This window comes from Hymenobacter sp. APR13 (genome assembly GCF_000737515.1).
GTDB lineage: Bacteria > Bacteroidota > Bacteroidia > Cytophagales > Hymenobacteraceae > Hymenobacter.
The window spans coordinates 4,364,632-4,383,880 of the sequence record NZ_CP006587.1; the positions used below are offsets into that span (position 1 = coordinate 4,364,632).

The window sequence follows — 19,249 nt, forward strand, 5'->3', positions numbered from 1 at the left end:
CTATGCCTTGTCGCTCCTTTAGTGGCTCTTGCCACAAGGCCAGCACGCATTGCCACGCGGGCAGCGGCCATTGTCACCCCCTCACTGCTCAACGTCGCCAGGTCAGGGGCTCTTGCCACCCCGTCAATCCCCCTTGTCACCAGGTCAGCACGCATTGTCACCCCGTCAAGGCGCAATGTCACGCGCTCATACCGCATTGCCACCCGGTCACCAGCCCTTGCCACCCCGGTAGCAGCTGATGACACTTGTGCAGCCAGTCCCAGCGGGACGACACTACCGTAGCAAGGATTCGTTTTGCTCTGCTGAGGTATTACACATTCCCCTCATTATTAGCTGCCCTTCTTAGGCTGACCCATACACACAAGCATTCGTGAGACAGCAACAGCAACAATACTGGGCACTATTATCCGCCGCTATGGCCTTGGGTTTACCGCCACGAGATGGTGCAAATGCAAAGGATATGTTCGACCATGCCGAGTGGGAAGTCGGATTTGACATCATCGTAGTGCAGCTTTACGAGTTTGATATCAAGATTACCGAAAGCTTTTTTCAGCAGGCAGAAGCAGTAGCCAGTGGAATCAATCTCCCCCCTGAGAGCTACAATTTTCTGAAGGTCCTTATTCAGCCGTTCTGATATGTGTAACCAACAAGAAGCCCCCGACGCTACCGCGCCGGGGCTTTTTGCGTACCTTCGCTACCCCAAATTCCACCCAACATCTCCGCGCTATGCAAGCTGCTCCTGCTGCTCCTTATAAGCCCCAGAACCACATCCGCATCGTCACGGCCGCCGCGCTGTTCGACGGGCACGACGCTGCTATCAACATCATGCGCCGCATCATCCAGAGCAGCGGCGCCGAAGTGATTCACTTGGGCCACAACCGCTCGGTGCAGGAAATCGTGGACTGCGCCATTCAGGAAGATGCCCAGGCCATTGCCATTACCAGCTACCAGGGCGGCCACAACGAGTACTTCAAGTACATGCACGACCTGCTCAAGGAGCGGGGTGCGGGCCACATCCGCCTGTTTGGCGGCGGTGGCGGCGTGATTCTGCCCACCGAAATCGAGGACCTGCACGCCTACGGCATCGAACAGATCTACTCCCCCGACGCCGGCCGCGCCATGGGCCTGCAGGGCATGATCAACGACTTGCTCCAGCGCTGCGACTTCCCCACCGGCCAGAACCTGAACGGCGAAGTAAAGCACCTCAAGGAGAAAGACGCCCGCAGCATCGGCCGCCTGATCTCCGCCGCCGAAAACTTCCCCGAGGAGTTCGAGAAGGTGCGTCAGCAGCTTGTTGCTGACTTCCAGAAGACGGACAGCAGCCAGAACGACATAAGCACGAAGCCCCAGGCCCCAGGCACTAAACCAACCCCCATTCTCGGCATCACCGGCACCGGCGGCGCTGGTAAATCTTCCCTTGTGGATGAGCTGGTGCGGCGCTTCCTGATGGACTTCCCCGAGAAGACCATTGCCATCATCTCCGTCGACCCCAGCAAGCGCAAGACTGGCGGGGCCCTCCTGGGTGACCGGATCCGGATGAACTCCATCAACTCGCCGCGCGTGTACATGCGCAGCCTGGCCACGCGCCAGAGCAACCTGGCCCTGAGCAAGTACGTGCAGGACGCCGTGGACGTGGTGCGCGCCGCCGAGTTCGACCTCATCATCCTCGAAACCTCCGGCATCGGGCAGTCTGACACCGAAATCATCGAGCACTCCGACGCCAGCCTCTATGTGATGACGCCCGAGTACGGCGCTGCCACCCAGCTGGAGAAGATCGACATGCTCGACTTCGCCGACGTCATTGCCCTCAACAAGTTCGACAAGCGCGGCGCCCTCGACGCCCTGCGCGACGTGCGCAAGCAGTACCAGCGCAACCACGGCCACTGGGACAAACCGCTCGACGATATGCCGGTGTTCGGCACCATCGCCTCGCAGTTCAACGACCCGGGCATGAACCGCCTGTACCGCGCCATCCTGAGCACCGTAGAAGCCAAGACAGGCGTGCCCTTCGCCTCGCAGCTGGCCACCAGCAAGGAGGACTCCGAGAAGATTTACATCATCCCGCCGCACCGCACGCGTTACCTTTCTGAAATCGCCGAAACCAACCGCCAATATGACCAGTGGGTTCAAAAACAAGCTGACGTTGCTCAACAGCTCTATGGCATCCGACAAGCCGTCGGAGCCGTCCAAAGTCTCGCAGGAAACCCCGCTGGCGGACCTGGCAGCGGGAACGGCAGCCACCAACCCGAGCCCGGAACACTCGTGGCCGGCCTGGAGAGCACCTTCGAGGAGGTCAAACTCCGGCTGGACGGGCAGAACTGGAAACTCCTGGAAACCTGGCCGGCAAAAGTAGCCGCCTACAAGGCCCCGGAGTTCGTGTTCAAGGTGCGCGATAAGGAAATCCGCATCCAGACCCACACCACCAGCCTCTCCAACCAGCAGATTCCCAAAGTCAGCCTGCCGCGCTACACCGCCTGGGGCGACTTGCTGCGCTGGCAGCTGCAGGAAAACGTGCCCGGCGAGTTCCCGTACACCGCCGGCGTGTTTCCGTTTAAGCGCGAGGGCGAAGACCCGACGCGTATGTTTGCCGGCGAAGGCGGCCCCGAGCGCACCAACCGCCGCTTCCACTACGTGAGCATGGGCCTGCCTGCCAAGCGCCTGAGCACGGCCTTCGACTCGGTGACGCTCTACGGCGAAGACCCCGACGTGCGGCCCGACATCTACGGCAAAATCGGCAACGCCGGCGTGAGCATCGCCTGCCTCGACGACGCCAAGAAGCTCTACTCGGGCTTCAACCTGGCCAACCCCAGCACCTCGGTGTCGATGACCATCAACGGCCCCGCCGCCACGCTGGCCGCCTTCTTCATGAACGCCGCCATCGACCAGCAGTGCGAGCTGTACATCAAGGAGCAGGGCCTGGAAGACGAGGTAAACCAGAAAATCGACGCTCTCTACCAGGGCCAGACCCGCCCCCGCTACCAGGGCGAGCTGCCCGCCGGCAACGACGGCCTGGGCCTCATGCTGCTCGGCGTCACCGGCGACCAGGTGCTGCCCGCCGACGTGTACGAAACCATCAAGAAGCGCACCCTGAGCCAGGTGCGCGGCACCGTGCAGGCCGACATCCTCAAGGAAGACCAGGCCCAGAACACCTGCATCTTCAGCACCGAGTTTGCCCTGCGCCTGATGGGCGACGTGCAGGAATACTTCATCAAGGAGAAGGTTCGCAACTTCTACTCGGTGTCGATTTCCGGCTACCACATTGCTGAGGCCGGCGCCAACCCGCTCACCCAGCTGGCCCTCACCCTCAGTAACGGCTTCACCTTCGTGGAATACTATGTGAGCCGGGGCATGAGCGTGAACGACTTCGCTCCCAACCTCTCGTTCTTCTTCTCCAACGGCATCGACCCCGAGTACGCCGTGATTGGCCGCGTGGCGCGCCGCATCTGGGCCAAGGCCATGAAGCTGAAGTACGGTGCCGACGCCCGGAGCCAGATGCTCAAGTATCACATCCAGACCAGCGGCCGCAGCCTGCACGCCCAGGAAATCGACTTCAACGATATCCGCACCACCCTGCAGGCCCTCTACGCCATCTACGACAACTGCAACTCCCTGCACACCAACGCCTACGACGAGGCCATCACGACGCCCACCGAGGAATCGGTGCGCCGGGCCATGGCCATCCAGCTCATCATCAACCGGGAGCTGGGCTTAGCCAAAAACGAAAACCCGCTGCAAGGCTCCTTCATCATCGAGGAGCTCACCGACCTGGTGGAAGAGGCCGTATTGCTGGAGTTTGACCGCATCACGGAGCGCGGCGGCGTGCTGGGCGCCATGGAAACCATGTACCAGCGCGGCAAGATTCAGGAGGAAAGCATGCACTACGAGATGCTCAAGCACACGGGCGAGTACCCCATCATCGGCGTGAACACCTTCCTCTCCTCCAAAGGCTCGCCCACGGTGGTGCCCGCGGAGGTCATCCGCGCCACCGACGAGGAAAAGCAGTACCAGATTGAGATGCTCAACCTCCTGCACACCCGCAACGCCGACCAGACCGAAGCGCGCCTCAAGCAGCTTCAGCAAGTTGCCATTGCCAACGGTAACCTCTTCGCCGAACTGATGGAAACGGTGAAGTTCTGCTCACTCGGGCAGATTACGAATGCCCTGTTCGAGGTTGGCGGGCAGTATCGTCGAAATATGTAAATACTATCCACTTTCTACTCGATTACTTTTCAATGAAAATTAGCCTCAAATCATTGTCAACATTAAGTTTCGTAATTGGGTTTTTCATTCACATAGCTTATTTCTTTTTCATTGAACAAACAATTAATAGAACTCTATATAATTTTTATACTTTTATTGGTGGATATATATCAGTAGTCGGTATAATTTTCGCACTTGTACAAATAAAATCCGTTAGAGAAGAGGCTGAGTCTATTAGAAATTCAGTTTCTAAATACAATAATATTTTGACACTAGTAGAGATTACAAATTTGTCAAATTACTTATTAGAAGCGCGTAATTATATTCTAATGAAAGATTTTAAGACAGTACATCAAAAGCTTACATATGTAAAACCAGGTGTAAACACTTTATTAAACAGGGTTAATAAACAGAAAATCATTATTGAACAGGAGGAAGACGCACCTGAATTAAAAGATTTGATTTTTAATTTTAAACAGGATCTACAGAACATAGAAGTAAGTATCTTAAACAATGACAACTTTGAAAGTATAGATTTTGGCATTGTCTTACGTCATACAGACGAAATGGCAACTTACTTTTCCAACTTAACAGAACATCTAAAGTCTTTTGAGCATGAATCTTGACAATGTGATTACGATTCTGGATCAACTCGTCCGGAAAACTAGGGAAGAGAAAATAACTTGGGAGAAAACTAGTAAGGCAAAATCGTATAAAGCTTCATTATTAAAGGGGATTTTTATAGTTGAACGAAATCCTCTGCCTCTGCCCACAATGTCTAGTGTAGGAATGCCGGTTAAAGTTTCATACACTTTTCAGATTTTTGACACCAATGGCGAGAAAATATATAGCAAATCCACAGGCAATAATGGACTAGCTCCTTCACCATCTTCGTTAAATATAAATAAAATGGTATTAAGTTTATTCGATGCTATCGAAGATGCGAATGGCAACAGTTTAAAAGACATCATGAATGAATTAATTAATTTATAACCCTTATCTGGCGCGGGTTTAGGCGTAGCCGTAACTCGTGACCAACCTTGAGGTAGAGGTTATGCCTCCACTGCCGCAATGCGGCAAATACGAACCGCGCCGCTTGGAGAAATTCGGGCGGCGCGGTGCATTTGTATCGAATCATATCAGCACCCACAAAAAAACCGGCCCGCTCTTACGAGTGGGCCGGTTTTCATTTCAATCAACCTCTACGCCTCCGTGGCTTTGTCTTTTCCGCCCGTCGTTACCAGCTTGCGGGCCTGGGTGTAGCCTTTATACAGCTCCCGGTCCAGCAGTTTAAAGGCTTTCATGTCGGCGTCCAGCTGGCGCACCTCGTCCATCAGGGCATCCACCAGCTCTTCCAGCGCGGCCCCGGCCACCACCCGCTCGTTGATGGTTTTGCGCGTGGCAGGCTGGGCCGTTTTGAAGGTGGCCAGCGCGTCGCGCAGCGGCTGCAGGGCTTTGGCCGTAAGGCCCTGTTTGGCTAGCTCCGGCACCACGTCGGGGCGGGCGGCACTGGCCAGCACTGCCTCTGCCACCGCCGCGAAGGCCAGGGGCCGCAACTTCCGCAGCTGCTTGCTGCTAAGCGTGGCCGAGGCCAACAGGTCATTGTCCTGGAGGCGGGTGGCAATGCGGCTGAGCGGGCCCAGCAGAGCCGGCAGCAGTTCCAGCAGCGTCTTTTTGGCTGTTTTGGCGTCCTCCGTCAGATTTTTTGTGCGCTTGGTGGTACCGGCCCGGGCGCCATCCACCTGCGCGTAGTGCTCGGCTACCTCGTCGGCCTGCTCGGCTGCCACCTCGCTGGCCGCCAGCGCTTCCTTGTTTTCCGTTACAAAATCCACCACCTGCCCACACATCACTAACTGGTCTTCTCTTGCCTTATCCATAGAACTATATACATAGCAGAACCGCTCTGCCTGGCGTGATAAGCCCTTGCTTACCGAAACCAATGTATCCGAATTACCCAACAATACCAACCACCCAAAACCACTCCTATCCTTCCGAAAACACCTTCTAAGCAAAGCAAAACACCCTCTGACTAAGACGAAACACCTCCCGACCAAAGCGAAACACTCTCTGCCTAATCGAAAACACCTCCCGAGCGATACAAAACACCTCCTGACTAGAGCGCAACACCCTCTGAGTGAAGCAAAACACGTCCTGACTACCCGTAAACACCTCCCATCAAACGCGTAACACGTCCCAACTAAAGCAAAACACCTCCTGCCTAAGGCGCAACACCCTGTCTTCCTCTTGAACCTGCCCATAGGCAAGCAATGGCTTCCTACCATCTGATTACACGGTGTAGTAAGAAACTGAGGCCCGCCCGCCCGAACTTTCACCCCGGCCCCGGGTTAGCAGCCTGAAACTTCTCCTTGCTGCTTCATGGCCCGGCGCAACTCTCCCAACGATATCCGGCAGTTCGCCGACCTGAACCAACTCAGCGAAATTGTGGTGGATAAGCGGCTGGGCAAGCGGGCCGAGGCCAAAAAGAGCCGACGCAACCGGCACTACGAAAAGCAGTTCATCAAAAATGCGCTTACGGCCCGCCTCAGCAGCGACGAAAGCTGAGCCGTCGACGTACTGACCAGCAATGAGTCTGGCTCGAATCCGCTGGTCTTCCCCACTTACGTACCCTCTCCTGTTCCCTTTCACCCAACAACAAACCCGATGAAATCCACCCTTATCCTTGCGGCTGCTCTGGCGGCGGTTACTACGCTGGCGCAGGCCCAAACCGCCCCCGCGCCGCGGGCGGCCGCCGACCAGATTGCCACCAAGAAAGGCCCGCTCACGGTGCAGCCTATCACCCACGGCAGCGTGGTATTTACCTGGAACGGCAAGACCATTTACGTGGACCCCTACGGCGGAGCCGCCGCCTACGCCGGCCTGGCCGCCCCCGATGTTATCCTCATCACCGACATTCACGGCGACCACCTCGACCCCAAGACGCTGGCGGGTCTCTCCGTGGGCAAGGCCCTGATGATCGTGCCCCAGGCCGTGGCCGATAAGCTGCCCGCCGAGTACAAAGCCCAGGTCCGCGTGCTGGGCAATGGGCAGCGGCTCGATACGCTGGGCATGAGTGTTTCGGCCATTCCGATGTACAACCTGCCCGAAGCAGCCGACGCGCCGCACACCAAAGGCCGGGGCAACGGCTACGTGCTGAACCTGGGCGGCAAGAACGTGTACCTGTCCGGCGACACCGAAGACATTGCCGAAATGCGCGCCCTCAAGAGCATCGACGTGGCTTTTGTGTGCATGAACCTGCCCTATACGATGGATGTACAGCAGGCTGCGCAGGGGGTATTAGCCTTCAAGCCCGGCATTGTGTATCCGTATCACTACCGGGGCCAAAACGGCCTGAGCGACGTGGCCGGGTTCAAGAAAACCGTAAATACGGCCAACAAAAAAATTGACGTCCGGCTGCGCAACTGGTATCCGGCGGCCCAGTAAATCAACTCCGAACTGGCGCGCGCTTAAGTGCAGCCATAACTCGTGCCGACCATAACGTGTAGGCTGCGCCTCCACTGCCGCGCCAGCGGCAAACCCGGAACCGCGCCATCTGGAGAAGTCCGGGTGGCGCGGTTCTGGTTTTCAGCGGATTCGAATAGCGGTTGGGAGCAGTTGTTCGAGCGGAGCAGGCGCAGTCTTCCGGCAGGGCTGGTCAGGAGGTACTGCTGCGCCTAAATGCGCGCCAGTACGCAACCGGTTGGACACAACAAGTAAGCAGTAGCGGCGTTGCTGGCGGAAAAAGCGCAACCAATACTTTAGTAGTACCCTGCATCCTGCGTTTTTCCAGCCTGCTCATGCTCACTATCCGCAACTACCACAAAGCCTATAATGGCCACACTATTCTGGATATTCCTGCTTTCACCATCGACTCCGATATTCACTGGCTACGCGGCCACAACGGTTCCGGCAAAAGCACCTTCCTGAAAACGATAGCCGGCATTATTTCCTTCGAGGGAGATATCAGCCTACACAACACGCTATCCATCAAAAAGCACCCAACGGACTACCGCAGCGCGGTGAATTTCGCCGAGGCCGAACCCGTATTTCCCGATTTCCTGACCGGCACCGAGCTGATCCAGCTGTTCAAGTCGGCCAAGAAGGGGCCGCTGCGGCAGGAGGAACAGTACGTGGAAAGCATGGGCATGAGCGCCTACCTCTCCGACCGGATCAGCACCTATTCCAGCGGGATGCTCAAGAAACTGTCGCTGGTGCTGGCCTTCCTGGGGCGGCCGGCCTGCATCCTGCTCGACGAGCCCCTCACCACCCTGGACGTGGAGTCGCTGCCGGTGCTCTACGCCTGGATTGCCAACCAGCACCGGCAGGCAGGCACCACGTTTGTGCTGTCGTCGCACCAGGCGTTTGAGGGGGAGCTGCTGCCCGATGTGCGGGAAATTGTGGTGGACCGCCAGACGCTGCGGCACGCCCTATGAACAGTGCCCACACCCGCGTGCTGACCAGGCTTCTGGCCAAAGGATTTTACCAGGCGCACACCGGCCTGCTGCTCTCGCTGTTCATCCTTGTCTTTAGCAACTTCTTCTACACCAACGTCCTCAACCAAAGCCATCTGACGCCCGCGCAACTCCTCGAAACGGCGCTGAAACTGGTCCTATCTACTGTCAGTGAGCCGCTGGGCGTTTTGCTGTTTGCTGCTGTGCTGTTCCTCTACAGCGTCAAAACCTGGCAGTATGTTGGCGCGCGCCTCCAGGCCCCGGACACTACGTTTCTGTACTACAGCCTCAATGCCCTGAGCCGGGCCCGGCAGTTGCGGGCGTGGGCGGTGGTGCAGCTTGCTATGTCGCTGCCGCTAGTGGTGCTGGGCGGATATGCCATGGTGGTGGGTTTGGCCTACGGGTATTGGCTGGTGCCGCTGCTCATTCCGGGGTATCTGCTGGCCCTCACCGCGTACAGCGCCTCGCGCTACGTAGGCCTGACCAACGACCTGACCACCACTCCCGCCGGGGCGGCCAGGTTTACGTGGCTGAGTACCTGGCCTAAGCCGCTATTCAGCGTTTTTCTGTATGAAGTGCTTCTGCGCAAACGGATTCCCTACGCCGTTACCAAAGCCGCTTCGTTCATCAGTATTGCACTTATTCTCACCGTATTTCCCGCTTCCCACGCCGACCAGCGGCTCATCGGGCTGCTGGGCTTGTGCGTGGCGCTAAGTCACGCGGTGCTGGTGTATCAGGCCAGCGAGTTCGAGCTGACGTACCTGCGCTTTGCCCGCAACTTTCCCTACGGCAAAATGCGGCAATATGGCCAGCAGGTCGCTTTGTACGGCATCCTGCTGCTGCCTGAGGCGCTGTGCTTTTTCTGCGTTACCACCGCGTCCAAGGCGCTTATCGGCACCCTGCTGATGCTCGGCGTTACGCTGCTGTTCCGGGCCGTGCTATATGGGCTGGGGCTGCGCATGAAGCCGTATTTACGGATGGTATTCGGCGTGTTTATCGGGTTTCTGCTGCTTGATTTGTTTGGCCTGACCGGGCTGCTGGCCGCCGGCAGCTTCCTGGCCGCCTGGGGTATGCTGTACTTACACCGCTACGCCGAGTAGGCTCTGCTGAGGCGGTCACGGCTTTCGCGTGGGCTGTTCCGGCCCATGGCCCTGTTCGGGTGGCCCCAGCCCCCGTTCACCGAAAGCCACGCCGCCAAAGCCCGACAATTGGCTAGCTTTACCGCATGCGCACTGCCCTTATCAGCTGGCGGATAAGCCTGCTGGCACTGCTGGCCAGCCTGGCCGCCTGCTCCTCTCCCGACCAGCCAAACCACCCTCCCACCGCCCCCGACGTGCGCGTGCGCTACACAGCCCGCCGCGTGGTGCTGCCCCAGGTGCCGGAGCGCGGCCGCATCCTCGACCGCCACGACTCGGTGCTGGTGGCTACCCGCCCGCAGTTTCTGCTGCAACTGCCGCGCCGCTACCCGCTCGATACCCTGGCCCTGGGTGAGCTGCTGGGCTGGGACTCCACCACCGTACGGCGGCGCATCCAAGACGCCCTGCCCTACCCGGGCGCCGGCCCCGCCAGCTACCCCGGCCTGCTGCGCCTGACCGCCGCCGAAGTGGCGCGCGTGCGCCAGGACAGCGCTGCCTGGCCCCAGCTGAAGCTGGTGGAGCAGCGCCGCCGGGTGTACACCTCCCCGGCCGCCGCCCATGCCTTGGGCTACCTCAGCGCCGAGGCCCAGAGCTTTTACCGCCAGGCCCGCCGCACCGGGCGGGGCCGCTTCTACCGCCTGCGCAACGGCGGGGTGGAAAGCTACTACAACGGCCTGCTGCGCGGGCACCGCGGCTACCAGCACCCGCTGCTCGATAAGCAGGGCCGGCAGCACGGCAGTTGGGCCCCCGACACGGCCTTCCAGCAGGGCCAGGATCTGCACCTCACCCTGGATGTGAAGCTTCAGACCTACGCCGAGAAGCTGCTGGGCGGCCGCAAGGGCTACCTCGTGGCCCTCGACCCGCGCACCGGCGAAATCCTGGCCTATGTTTCGGGGCCGGTGTACCCAGCCAGCGCCCTCACGGCCCCCGACCAGGCTGGGGTGCGGGCCGAGTTGCTGACCCACGAGGACATGCCCCTGCTGAACCGACCCGCCATGCTGGCCAACCCGCCCGGCTCGGTGTTCAAGCTGGTGAATGCAGCCGTGGCTCTGCAGCTGGGCGCCATCAGCCCCGGCACCGCCTTTCGCTGCGACCAGAGCCTGGTGAGCTGCGTGCACCACCACCGACCGGCCACCAGCCTCACGCTGGGCCTCAAGTACAGCTGCAACCCCTACTTCTACCAGGTGATGCAGGGCGTCATCAACCATGTGCCCGACTCGCTGGTGCAGGACACCGTAGCGGCCCGCCACGTCAACCTGACGCAGTGGCGGCGCTACGTGCGCTCCTTCGGTCTCGATTCGGTGCTGGGCGTGGATTTGCCCCGCGAGGCCCCCGGCTTCCTGCCCACGGCCGCCTACTACGACAAAACCCGGGGCAGCCGCCGCTGGACCTACCGCTCCATCTACTCGCTCAGCATCGGCCAGGGCGAAATCAACCTGACAGGCCTTCAGATGGCCAACATGGCGGCCATTGTGGCCAACCGGGGCTGGTACTACCCGCCCCACCTGGTGCGCGGCGTGGGCGCGGGCGGCCCGCTGCCCCGCTTCCGCCAGAAGCGCCACACCCTCATCGACAGCGCCCACTTTGCGGCCCTGGTGCCCGGCATGGTGGCCGTAATGGAGCGCGGCGGCACCGCCGACGCCTCCAGCCTCGCCGACGTGGGCATCACAGTAGCGGGCAAGACCGGAACCGTCGAGAACGACGAGGGCGACGACCACGCCGCCTTCGTCGGCTTCGCCCCGGCCGATAACCCCAAAATTGCGGTGGCCGTGTACCTGGAAAACGGCGGTTTCGGGGCCACCGCCGCCGCGCCCTGTGCCGTGATGGTGATGGAAAAATACCTACGCGGCTCCATTGCGGCCAAGCGCAAGAACTGGGAACGGCGCATCATGAGCCGGGCGAGGCGGGAGTAGTGGATGTGATATGCTCTCAGATCTGATATGGCCTTATTTCAACCTCGCCTGAATTCAAAACCAGCTTTATGGCAATCTGGCAATATCGTTTGACAGCCGTTCCGGAAGACGCCGTGCGCCGCCGCTACGACCACCTCCCCACCCAGCTTTTCATCGACCACGAAGGCCGACGCAAGGCGTGGCAGCACCGGAGCTTCACGGATGAGGACGATGAGCCCACGTTCAACGATGCGTACTCGACAGCCTGGTGGGACGGGCTGCATATTCCTGCCACTCCGGTGGCTACCCAACTCGATGCGCTGTTACCCCGCACGACCTGGGGTAAGCCCAGCCCAGATTATTACAGCTGGAAAAGTGACAACGAGAACGGGCCCGACCACGACTGCTATCTGCACCGCAACGAAACGACCGACGCGCTGGAGTGGCTGGAATTTCGAACCGACCTGCGCCCGCATCCGCAAAATACCGGCTTTCTGGCGGCCATGCTCACCCTCTGCCGGGAGCAGCACCTGCTGGTATTTGATGACAAAGGCTGGTTGATGAAGCCCGAAGTGCCGGCCGTTTGGGCGGCCATTGAGCAATCCAGCGCCGTGCGCTTTCTAACCAAACCGCAGGAGTTTTTGGATGAAATACGCCGTAAGCTGGCGGAGGAATAGCCCGGGCTACTGATCAACAGCTTCGGAACAACAGCTAGTAGTGGACCGCTGCTGTCTGTGCGTTACAGGCCGGGGCGAGTAAGCTCAGCCGTTACCCGCTCGTGGTCGGCTGACTACCTTTACCGCCCCAGTCTATTGCCTATGTCTTCCTCCCTGGTTCGCCGGGCCGCGCCGCTGCTGCTGCTGGCCGTGGCCGCCTGCACCGCTGGCCGCCCTGGCCGCCCCACTGCCATGTCCCATCCCTCCGCCCCCGATTTGCTGGCGCAGATGCGCATGGTGGTGCCCCGCGCGGCCAACCGCCCGGTGTCGTTTACCAACAAAGCCGCCGCCTACTACTTCACCCAGACGCACCGCACCGACCACCCCGAGTGGAGCTGGTTTGAGGGTCTGAACGTGGCCAAAAACCGCGTATTCGGCGGCTACAAGCTGTGGGTGAACGGCCAGCCCCTCGACAACGCCGCCGCCACCGAAGTGGCCGTGTACCCGCACCAGCTGCAGCGCCGGCACGCCGGCGGCGCGGTGGAAACGCTGTGGCTGCTGGATGAGCGCAACGTGCTGGCCGTGGACCTCGACCAGACCCACAACACACCCCTGGCCCTGCACCTGAAGGGCGAAAAAGTAAATTTCCTGCGCCAGCAGGCCGACGTGGCGTTCTTCTCGGCGCGTGAGGGCAACTTCCTGATAGCCGTGGCCCCGCGCCAGGCCGAGCAGGCGCTGACGGTTGAAAACCAACGCGCCCAGACTACCGGCGGCACCGGCTTTCTGGTGGCGGTGGGCAAGGATGAGGCGGAGGCCACGGCCCTGATTCGGGAGGCGCAGCAGCGGGGCGAGGAGCTGAAGCAGGCCCGCCGCACGCGCATGGGCGAGTACCTGCGCGGCCCCGTGTACCTGCACAGCCCTCACGACTCGCTGACCCAGGCCCTGCGCTGGCTGCACGCCACCACCGACCAGCTTATCACCCACCAGCAGGGCGAGGGCATTTACGCCGGGCTGCCGTGGTTCAACGAGTACTGGGGCCGCGACGAGTTTATCTCCCTGCCCGGCACGGCCCTGGTGACGGGGCAGTTTGGCCCCGCCCGGCGCATTCTGCTGTCGTTTGCCCAGTACCAGCAGCTCGACCCCACCTCGCGCTACTATGGGCGGGTGCCCAACATCGTCAACCCCAGCAACATCGACTACCACACCACCGACGGTACCCCGCGCTTCGTGCTGGGGCTGCAGGACTACGTGCGCTACTCCGGCGACACGTCGCTGGTGCGGCAGCTCTATCCCAACGTGCGGGCCAGCATTGAGGGGGCACTGAAGTACTGGACCGACGACAAAGGCTACCTACTGCACGAGGACAACGAAACCTGGATGGACGCCCGCGACCAGAACCTGGTGGCCTACACGCCCCGCGGCACCCGCGCCAACGACATTCAGGCCCTGTGGGTGGAGCAGCTGCGGGCCGGCGCGGCCTTCGCCGCGTTGCTGCACGACGCCGGCCGCCAGCAGCAGTGGCAGCAGCTGGCCGACCGGGTGCAGGCCCACTTTGCCCGCGACTTCGCCCCCGACGCCCGACACCCCTATCTGGCCGACCGCCTCGACGCCCAGAACCGCCCCGACTTCACCCTGCGCCCCAACCAGCTCTACGCCCTCGACATGGTACCCGATGCTGCCCTGCGCCGCCAGGTGGTGCGCCAGTGCTGGCAGGAGCTGGTGTACCCCTGGGGCGTAGCCTCGCTCAACCGCCAGGACCCGGCCTTTCACCCCTACCACCTCGCCCCCGGCGTGTACCATAAGGATGCGGCCTACCACCGCGGGGCCGTGTGGCTCTGGAACAACGGCATTGCCATGCAGCGCATGCTGGAGGCCGGGCAGTCGGCCACGGCCTGGCAGCTGTTCGAGAACATGAACCGCCAAGCCCTGACCCGCGGCGTGGTGGGCGGCCTGAGCGAGAATATGGACGCTTACCCGCACCCCGGCCAAGCCTGGCCCCGCCTCACCGGCACTTATCTGCAGGCCTGGTCCAACGCCGAGCAGCTGCGCGTGTGGTACCAGTACTTTCTCGGCATCCGCCCCGACCTGGGCACCGGCCGCCTCACGCTGGCCCCGCGCCTGCCCCAGGCCTGCCCGGCCCTCAGCTACACCGTGCGCCTCGGCGCGGGCCAGCTCGATGCCCAGTACCAACCCGGCCCCACCGCCACCCACAGTTACACCCTGCACGGCCTCAGCACCACCGCCGTGGTGGACGTTGCGCCCTTCCCCACCCAGCAAGTGCAATTACCCGACGGGGCCACGCTGCACCTGCGCCAGTCGGCCCAGGAGCTACGGGTGCAGGTGCTGGATGCCCGGGGTCTCACCCTCGCCACCCACACCCTGCTGCCCGATGCGGCCCGCCAGGCTCAGCAGCAGCAGGACGATGCGGCCCTGGCCGGCGTACCCTTCGCCCAGCCCCTCGACCTCAGCCGCCACCCGGTGATGCAAGCCGGGAAGAAGTAATTAGAAACGGACTTCGTATGTACTACGTTTCCGTGCTGATAGATACCTCCCCGCGTCTCTCTGGTGGATAGTAGTGCGTTGTGGATGAAGTGGTCAGATGCCGGGGATTGAAGCGTCATGCCTAGATGCGTTGACGAGGGCGACGCCACGCGGGCAGCTGCCAGCTACTGAGAATAGCGTTGCTTGTAGCTTACGGCTCGTAGCTTGAGGCTTGCAGCTTTCTTCACAGCCTCCTATTGCGCCACGCCCAGCCGCGCCCGATACGTCACCGTGTCGCCGGGGCCGAACTCGATGCGGCGGTTATTGGCCCCAACCTGCTCAAACTCGCCGTTGAGGGTGAACTTGACTTCCGTGGCGCGGTAGCCGGTGTGGGTGGTTACGATGGCGCGGTAGAGACTGTCGGGTACCACGGGCGTGAGGGTCAGGTCCTGCTCCCAGCTCAGAGGTTTGTCGCGGCCGCGCAGGCCTACCTGCTGCACCGGGCCGTGGCCGCTCACGTCGAGCAGGTACACCACGGTTTTATCGTGGGCGGGCTGCACGCAGCCGGGGAGCAGCAGCGCCAGCATGGGCAGCAGCACCAGGGCCGCGGCGGGGCGCCCCGGGGCCGCAGCCTGGGCGGCCGGCTGGCGGCGGAGCCAGCGGGCCAGCAGGTAATCGAGCCCGAAGCGGCCCGAGCCGAGCACCAGCGCCATCAGGCTCACCCACAAAAAGCCGGCGGCGGGCAGCATGTTCCACATGCCCTGCGGCAGCTGCTGCATAAAAATAGCCACCAGCATGGTGCAGGCAATCAGGAAGGCCGACACCCGGGTGCCCAGGCCCAGTAGCAGCAGCAGTCCGCCCACGGCCTCGCTGGCGGCGCCCATCCAGGCGAAGAAAGCCGGAAACAGCGCGAAGATGCCGCCGTACTCGGCCACGTCGCCGGGGAACCAGAAGGCCACTTCGAACAGCCCCAGGTTGTTGTCGGCCGGCGACCAGGGCAACCCGAATTTGTCAGACCCGAACTCGGCGGTCAGCAGGTAGCCGCACACCACGCGGGGCAGCAGCAGCAGGGCATCCTGCCACCAATGCGGCAGCACAAGGGGTTCGAGAAGGGGGCGTAGAATGCGGAGCATGTCAGTGGGGGTTGGGAGTGAATGGAAAAACGCGTCGGAGTTTCCCGGACCAAATCAGCCGGGAAGTGAGACAAAGCACGGCAACTCCCCGGTGCCCGGTGCCCCAATTCATATATTGACACCCCAACCGGGCCGATATAGGACCTTTTTCGTGGATTTGCGCCAGTTGGGGCCAATTCTACCCCGGCATTGGGCATCGTCAGCCACCCGAAATTCGGGCTATACTTATCGTATCTACTCCTGATTATGACTGTTGTATTCTGGTATCGGGTGCTGATGGTGAGGTTGCTGCTGCTGCCTGTCGGGGGCTACGCCCAACGCTCCATCACGCGGCTGCTGCGGGCCGAATACGAGGCCGGCCACTTCAGCGGGACGGTATTGGTGGCCCACGAAGGCCGGCCCGTCACCCGCCTCAGCTACGGCCTAGCCAACCGACAGTTCGCCGTTCCCATCGGCCCCGACACCCGCTTTCCTATTGCGTCGCTGTCGAAGACGTTCACGGCCATTCTGGTGCTGCAGCTGGTCGAGCAGAACCGGCTCCGCCTCACCGATAAGGTGGCCGCGTACCTGCCGGAGCTGCCGGCCAGCTGCCGGGATATCACCCTGCTGGACCTGCTCACCCACCACTCGAGCCTGCAGAATGAACCCAAGAATGCCTACGCGGCCCCGTACTCACCGGCCCAGTACGTCAGCCGCTTTGTGCGCCGCGACGAAGCCCGCCGGCCCGGTACGTTCCATTACAACAACGTGGATTACGTGGTGCTGACGCGGGTGCTGGAGGTAGTGACGCAGCTGCCGTTTGCCCGCCTGCTGCAGGCCCGCATCCTCACGCCGCTTGGGATGCACGACTCGGGCGTAGTGCAGGAGGAGCGGGTGAACCCGCGCCTGGCCTACGGCTATCACAACTACACCTTCGGGGCCGGCACCGCCCGCGACACGCTCCGCAACGACGCGCCCCGCTACCTCTCCAACTACGCCGGAGCCGGGGCCCTCTACTCCACCGCCGCCGACCTGCTGCGCCTGACGGAAGCCCTGCGCCACCACACACTGCTGTCTGCCGCTACCACGGCCGCGCTGGTGCGGCAGCCGCAGCAGTCGGCCTTCATCGACTACGCCCGGGGCTACCCCACCATCGGCTTTTACTACAACGACAAAACCCTGCCCCAGCCCGTGCTGGAACGGCGCGGCAGCATCGAGGGCTTCAACTCCGTCCTGCTCGCCGACCCGGAATTCCGCCACGTCGTACTTGTACTGACCAACACCGATGCCGCCGACCTGGAAGTATTGGCCGACAAGATCTATAAGGCAGCTCAGTAGCACCAGACGCCAAGCTGAGTTTTAAGGGTACGGAGCACAAAAAAATGCCTGTCGATTTAGCGGTTGCGGGCCCTGCTAGCGGCAGCGTCCTTTGCTGAAAAAACAATGGATCGTTCCTTATACACCCGCTTCCACCAGCTGCATTACCACGACACACCCCTGCTGCTTGCCACCATCTGGGACGCCCGGAGCGCCGCTGCCAGCCAGGCGCTGGGCTTTGCGGCGGTGGGCACCTCCAGCGCGGCCATAGCCAGCATGCTGGGCTACCCCGACGGCGAGCAGCTGCCCTTCGCCGAGCTGCAGTACATCGTGGAGCGGATCTGCGCCAGCACGACGCTACCTGTTTCCGTGGATCTGGAAGGCGGCTACAGTCGGCAGCCAGTCCAGATTGCCCAGCACATGGCGCAACTGGCGGCGTTGGGCGTGGTGGGCTTCAACCTAGAAGACTCGGTGCCAACCGCCGACGGCACCCGGCGCCTGCTGCCGGCCGCCGAATTTGCCGCCACGCTGCAAGCCGTGCGCGCCGCTCTGGCCGGGCAGCAGGTACGCGCCTTTCTCAACATCCGCACCGATACCTACCTATTGAGCCACCCCACGCCGCTGGCTGAGACACTACACCGCACGCACCTCTACGCCGCCGCCGGAGCCGATGGTATCTTCGTGCCGGGCCTCACCAACTTGGCGGCCATCCGCGAACTTTGCCAGGCGACGCCGCTTCCGGTGAACGTTATGGCCCTGCCTGACCTGCCGGATTTTGCGGCGCTGGCTGCGGCCGGGGTGCGGCGTATCAGTATGGGCAACTTCCTGTTCGATGCCCTCACGGCGCGGCAGCAGCAGCTTAGCCGGCAGATTGTTCAGGAGCAGGCCTTCACTACTTTATTTGTCTGATGCCGAACCCAGAATCGTTGGTACCCACGGCGGCCGAGTGCTACCAGGCGCTGGTGGCTAAAGATGGCACCTATGAAGGACGCTTTATTGCTGCCGTGAAAACCACCGGCATCTTTTGCCGCCCTACGTGTTCGGCCCGCAAGCCCAAGCCGCAGAACGTCGAGTTTTTTGCCACCACTAAAGAAGCGCTGCTGCATGGCTACCGGGCCTGCAAGGTGTGCACGCCCCTGGCCGCCCCGGACGCTGCGCCAGACTTTATCCAAACGTTGCTGCACCAGTTGAGCCAGCAACCATCTGTGAAGATAACCGACGCCGACCTGCGCCAGTTGGGGCTGGAGCCGGCCACGGTGCGGCGTTGGTTTCAGCGGCAGCATGGCATCACGTTTCAGGCCTACCAGCGCCTCAACCGAATCAATATGGCTTTCCAGAAACTACAGCGCGGCGAAACCGTCACGGCCGCCGCCTTCGACAGCGGCTACGAGTCGCTGAGCGGCTTCCAGGACTCGTTTAAGGCGGTATTTGGCGTGGCTCCAACCCACACCCGGCAGCAGCAGCTCCTCAACCTCACCCGCCTCGAAACGCCCCTGGGCACCATGCTGGCCTGCGGCACAACCCAGGGCATCTGCCTACTCGAATTCACGGATCGCCGCATGCTGGAAACCGAGCTCAAGGACCTGGCCCGCCGCCTCAACGCCACCATTGTGCAGAGCGACAATCCACACTTTGCGCTGCTCCGCACGCAGCTGGCCGAATACTTTGCCGGCACCCGCCAGGGGTTTTCGGTGCCGCTGTTCATGCCGGGCACCGCGTTTCAGCAGGCCGTTTGGCAGGAGCTGGGTCGGATTCCGTATGGCACCACCCGCTCCTACGGGCAGCAGGCCGCCGCCCTGGACCGCCCGACCGCCGTGCGGGCCGTAGCCACGGCCAACGGCATGAACCGGATTGCCATTCTGGTTCCCTGCCACCGCGTCATCGGGGCCGATGGCCACCTGACGGGCTACGCCGGCGGGCTGTGGCGTAAAAAGCGGCTGCTGGAACTGGAGCAGCAGGGCATTGATACGGTTAGCGTGTAGCTACTGAGCATAAACTCCATCGAGC

At 61.6% G+C, this 19,249-nt stretch carries 16 protein-coding genes; 14 read left to right on the forward strand and 2 right to left on the reverse strand.

Features of this window, described 5'->3' with window-relative positions; all coding sequences use genetic code 11:
* Positions 1 to 370: 370 nt before the first annotated feature.
* From N008_RS23320 to N008_RS23330, 4 genes are all read left to right on the forward strand, one after another.
* Positions 371 to 634 carry a hypothetical protein gene (locus N008_RS23320; protein ID WP_156109397.1) on the forward strand — a complete coding sequence of 88 codons (264 nt, stop codon included), beginning with the start codon at positions 371 to 373 and terminating at the stop codon, positions 632 to 634.
* 92 nt (positions 635 to 726) lie between these two features.
* Positions 727 to 4,200, forward strand: a complete 3,474-nt coding sequence (locus tag N008_RS18305) for a methylmalonyl-CoA mutase family protein (RefSeq protein WP_044017781.1) — start codon at positions 727 to 729, stop codon at positions 4,198 to 4,200.
* A 32-nt stretch (positions 4,201 to 4,232) separates the two neighbouring features.
* Positions 4,233 to 4,826 carry a hypothetical protein gene (locus N008_RS23325; RefSeq protein ID WP_156109398.1) on the forward strand — a complete coding sequence of 198 codons (594 nt, stop codon included), beginning with the start codon at positions 4,233 to 4,235 and terminating at the stop codon, positions 4,824 to 4,826.
* Complete coding sequence (locus N008_RS23330) at positions 4,816 to 5,193, forward strand: hypothetical protein (RefSeq protein WP_156109399.1); 378 nt, start codon at positions 4,816 to 4,818, stop codon at positions 5,191 to 5,193. The genes N008_RS23325 and N008_RS23330 overlap by 11 nt, the downstream gene beginning before the upstream one ends.
* Before the next feature lie 209 nt (positions 5,194 to 5,402).
* Here the strand turns inward: N008_RS23330 and N008_RS18310 are convergent, their stop codons facing one another.
* Complete coding sequence (locus tag N008_RS18310) at positions 5,403 to 6,077, reverse strand: hypothetical protein (RefSeq protein WP_156109400.1); 675 nt, start codon at positions 6,075 to 6,077, stop codon at positions 5,403 to 5,405.
* A 499-nt stretch (positions 6,078 to 6,576) separates the two neighbouring features.
* Here N008_RS18310 and N008_RS18315 point away from each other — a divergent pair, with 499 nt between their 5' ends.
* From N008_RS18315 to N008_RS21910, 7 genes are all read left to right on the forward strand, one after another.
* Positions 6,577 to 6,762 (forward strand): hypothetical protein, encoded by a 186-nt coding sequence (locus N008_RS18315; RefSeq protein ID WP_044017783.1) that lies wholly within the window; start codon positions 6,577 to 6,579, stop codon positions 6,760 to 6,762.
* Between the two features lie 99 nt (positions 6,763 to 6,861).
* Entirely contained in the window at positions 6,862 to 7,641 is a 780-nt protein-coding gene (locus N008_RS18320; RefSeq protein ID WP_044017784.1) for an MBL fold metallo-hydrolase, read from the forward strand.
* A 353-nt stretch (positions 7,642 to 7,994) separates the two neighbouring features.
* The gene (locus tag N008_RS18325) at positions 7,995 to 8,630 is read left to right on the forward strand and encodes an ATP-binding cassette domain-containing protein (RefSeq protein ID WP_044017785.1); all 636 of its coding nucleotides are present in this window, start codon (positions 7,995 to 7,997) and stop codon (positions 8,628 to 8,630) included.
* The gene (locus tag N008_RS18330; protein ID WP_044017786.1) at positions 8,627 to 9,748 is read left to right on the forward strand and encodes a hypothetical protein; all 1,122 of its coding nucleotides are present in this window, start codon (positions 8,627 to 8,629) and stop codon (positions 9,746 to 9,748) included. Before N008_RS18325 ends, N008_RS18330 begins: the two co-directional genes overlap by 4 nt.
* A 125-nt stretch (positions 9,749 to 9,873) precedes the next feature.
* The gene (locus tag N008_RS18335; protein ID WP_052381718.1) at positions 9,874 to 11,697 is read left to right on the forward strand and encodes a peptidoglycan D,D-transpeptidase FtsI family protein; all 1,824 of its coding nucleotides are present in this window, start codon (positions 9,874 to 9,876) and stop codon (positions 11,695 to 11,697) included.
* Between the two features lie 68 nt (positions 11,698 to 11,765).
* Positions 11,766 to 12,353 (forward strand): hypothetical protein, encoded by a 588-nt coding sequence (locus N008_RS18340; protein ID WP_156109401.1) that lies wholly within the window; start codon positions 11,766 to 11,768, stop codon positions 12,351 to 12,353.
* Positions 12,354 to 12,494: 141 nt separating this feature from the next.
* Positions 12,495 to 14,834 carry an amylo-alpha-1,6-glucosidase gene (locus N008_RS21910; RefSeq protein ID WP_052381719.1) on the forward strand — a complete coding sequence of 780 codons (2,340 nt, stop codon included), beginning with the start codon at positions 12,495 to 12,497 and terminating at the stop codon, positions 14,832 to 14,834.
* A gap of 233 nt (positions 14,835 to 15,067) precedes the next feature.
* On the opposite strand, the gene N008_RS23335 is transcribed toward N008_RS21910, so the two are convergent.
* Positions 15,068 to 15,946, reverse strand: coding sequence for a DoxX family protein (locus tag N008_RS23335; protein ID WP_071884567.1), 879 nt, complete (start codon positions 15,944 to 15,946; stop codon positions 15,068 to 15,070).
* A gap of 246 nt (positions 15,947 to 16,192) precedes the next feature.
* On the opposite strand from N008_RS23335, the gene N008_RS18355 reads away from it, so the two are divergent.
* The 3 genes from N008_RS18355 (at position 16,193) to N008_RS18365 (ending at position 19,224) form a co-directional block, all read left to right on the forward strand.
* Positions 16,193 to 17,263 (forward strand): serine hydrolase domain-containing protein, encoded by a 1,071-nt coding sequence (locus tag N008_RS18355; RefSeq protein WP_081910881.1) that lies wholly within the window; start codon positions 16,193 to 16,195, stop codon positions 17,261 to 17,263.
* Positions 17,264 to 17,368: 105 nt separating this feature from the next.
* Positions 17,369 to 18,151 carry an isocitrate lyase/phosphoenolpyruvate mutase family protein gene (locus tag N008_RS18360; RefSeq protein WP_052381720.1) on the forward strand — a complete coding sequence of 261 codons (783 nt, stop codon included), beginning with the start codon at positions 17,369 to 17,371 and terminating at the stop codon, positions 18,149 to 18,151.
* Entirely contained in the window at positions 18,151 to 19,224 is a 1,074-nt protein-coding gene (locus N008_RS18365; protein ID WP_052381721.1) for a bifunctional transcriptional activator/DNA repair enzyme AdaA, read from the forward strand. Before N008_RS18360 ends, N008_RS18365 begins: the two co-directional genes overlap by 1 nt.
* Positions 19,225 to 19,249 lie beyond the last annotated feature (25 nt).

What these genes read in the sequence shown, in the direction of transcription:
- N008_RS18305 (WP_044017781.1), top strand. Translation starts at nt 727, where the DNA reads ATGCAAGCTGCTCCTGCTGCTCCTTATAAGCCCCAGAACCACATCCGC.
- N008_RS23325 (WP_156109398.1), top strand. Translation starts at nt 4,233, where the DNA reads ATGAAAATTAGCCTCAAATCATTGTCAACATTAAGTTTCGTAATTGGG.
- N008_RS23330 (WP_156109399.1), top strand. Translation starts at nt 4,816, where the DNA reads ATGAATCTTGACAATGTGATTACGATTCTGGATCAACTCGTCCGGAAA.
- N008_RS18310 (WP_156109400.1), bottom strand. Translation starts at nt 6,077, where the DNA reads ATGGATAAGGCAAGAGAAGACCAGTTAGTGATGTGTGGGCAGGTGGTG.
- N008_RS18315 (WP_044017783.1), top strand. Translation starts at nt 6,577, where the DNA reads ATGGCCCGGCGCAACTCTCCCAACGATATCCGGCAGTTCGCCGACCTG.
- N008_RS18320 (WP_044017784.1), top strand. Translation starts at nt 6,862, where the DNA reads ATGAAATCCACCCTTATCCTTGCGGCTGCTCTGGCGGCGGTTACTACG.
- N008_RS18325 (WP_044017785.1), top strand. Translation starts at nt 7,995, where the DNA reads ATGCTCACTATCCGCAACTACCACAAAGCCTATAATGGCCACACTATT.
- N008_RS18330 (WP_044017786.1), top strand. Translation starts at nt 8,627, where the DNA reads ATGAACAGTGCCCACACCCGCGTGCTGACCAGGCTTCTGGCCAAAGGA.
- N008_RS18335 (WP_052381718.1), top strand. Translation starts at nt 9,874, where the DNA reads ATGCGCACTGCCCTTATCAGCTGGCGGATAAGCCTGCTGGCACTGCTG.
- N008_RS18340 (WP_156109401.1), top strand. Translation starts at nt 11,766, where the DNA reads ATGGCAATCTGGCAATATCGTTTGACAGCCGTTCCGGAAGACGCCGTG.
- N008_RS21910 (WP_052381719.1), top strand. Translation starts at nt 12,495, where the DNA reads ATGTCTTCCTCCCTGGTTCGCCGGGCCGCGCCGCTGCTGCTGCTGGCC.
- N008_RS23335 (WP_071884567.1), bottom strand. Translation starts at nt 15,946, where the DNA reads ATGCTCCGCATTCTACGCCCCCTTCTCGAACCCCTTGTGCTGCCGCAT.
- N008_RS18355 (WP_081910881.1), top strand. Translation starts at nt 16,193, where the DNA reads ATGACTGTTGTATTCTGGTATCGGGTGCTGATGGTGAGGTTGCTGCTG.
- N008_RS18360 (WP_052381720.1), top strand. Translation starts at nt 17,369, where the DNA reads ATGGATCGTTCCTTATACACCCGCTTCCACCAGCTGCATTACCACGAC.
- N008_RS18365 (WP_052381721.1), top strand. Translation starts at nt 18,151, where the DNA reads ATGCCGAACCCAGAATCGTTGGTACCCACGGCGGCCGAGTGCTACCAG.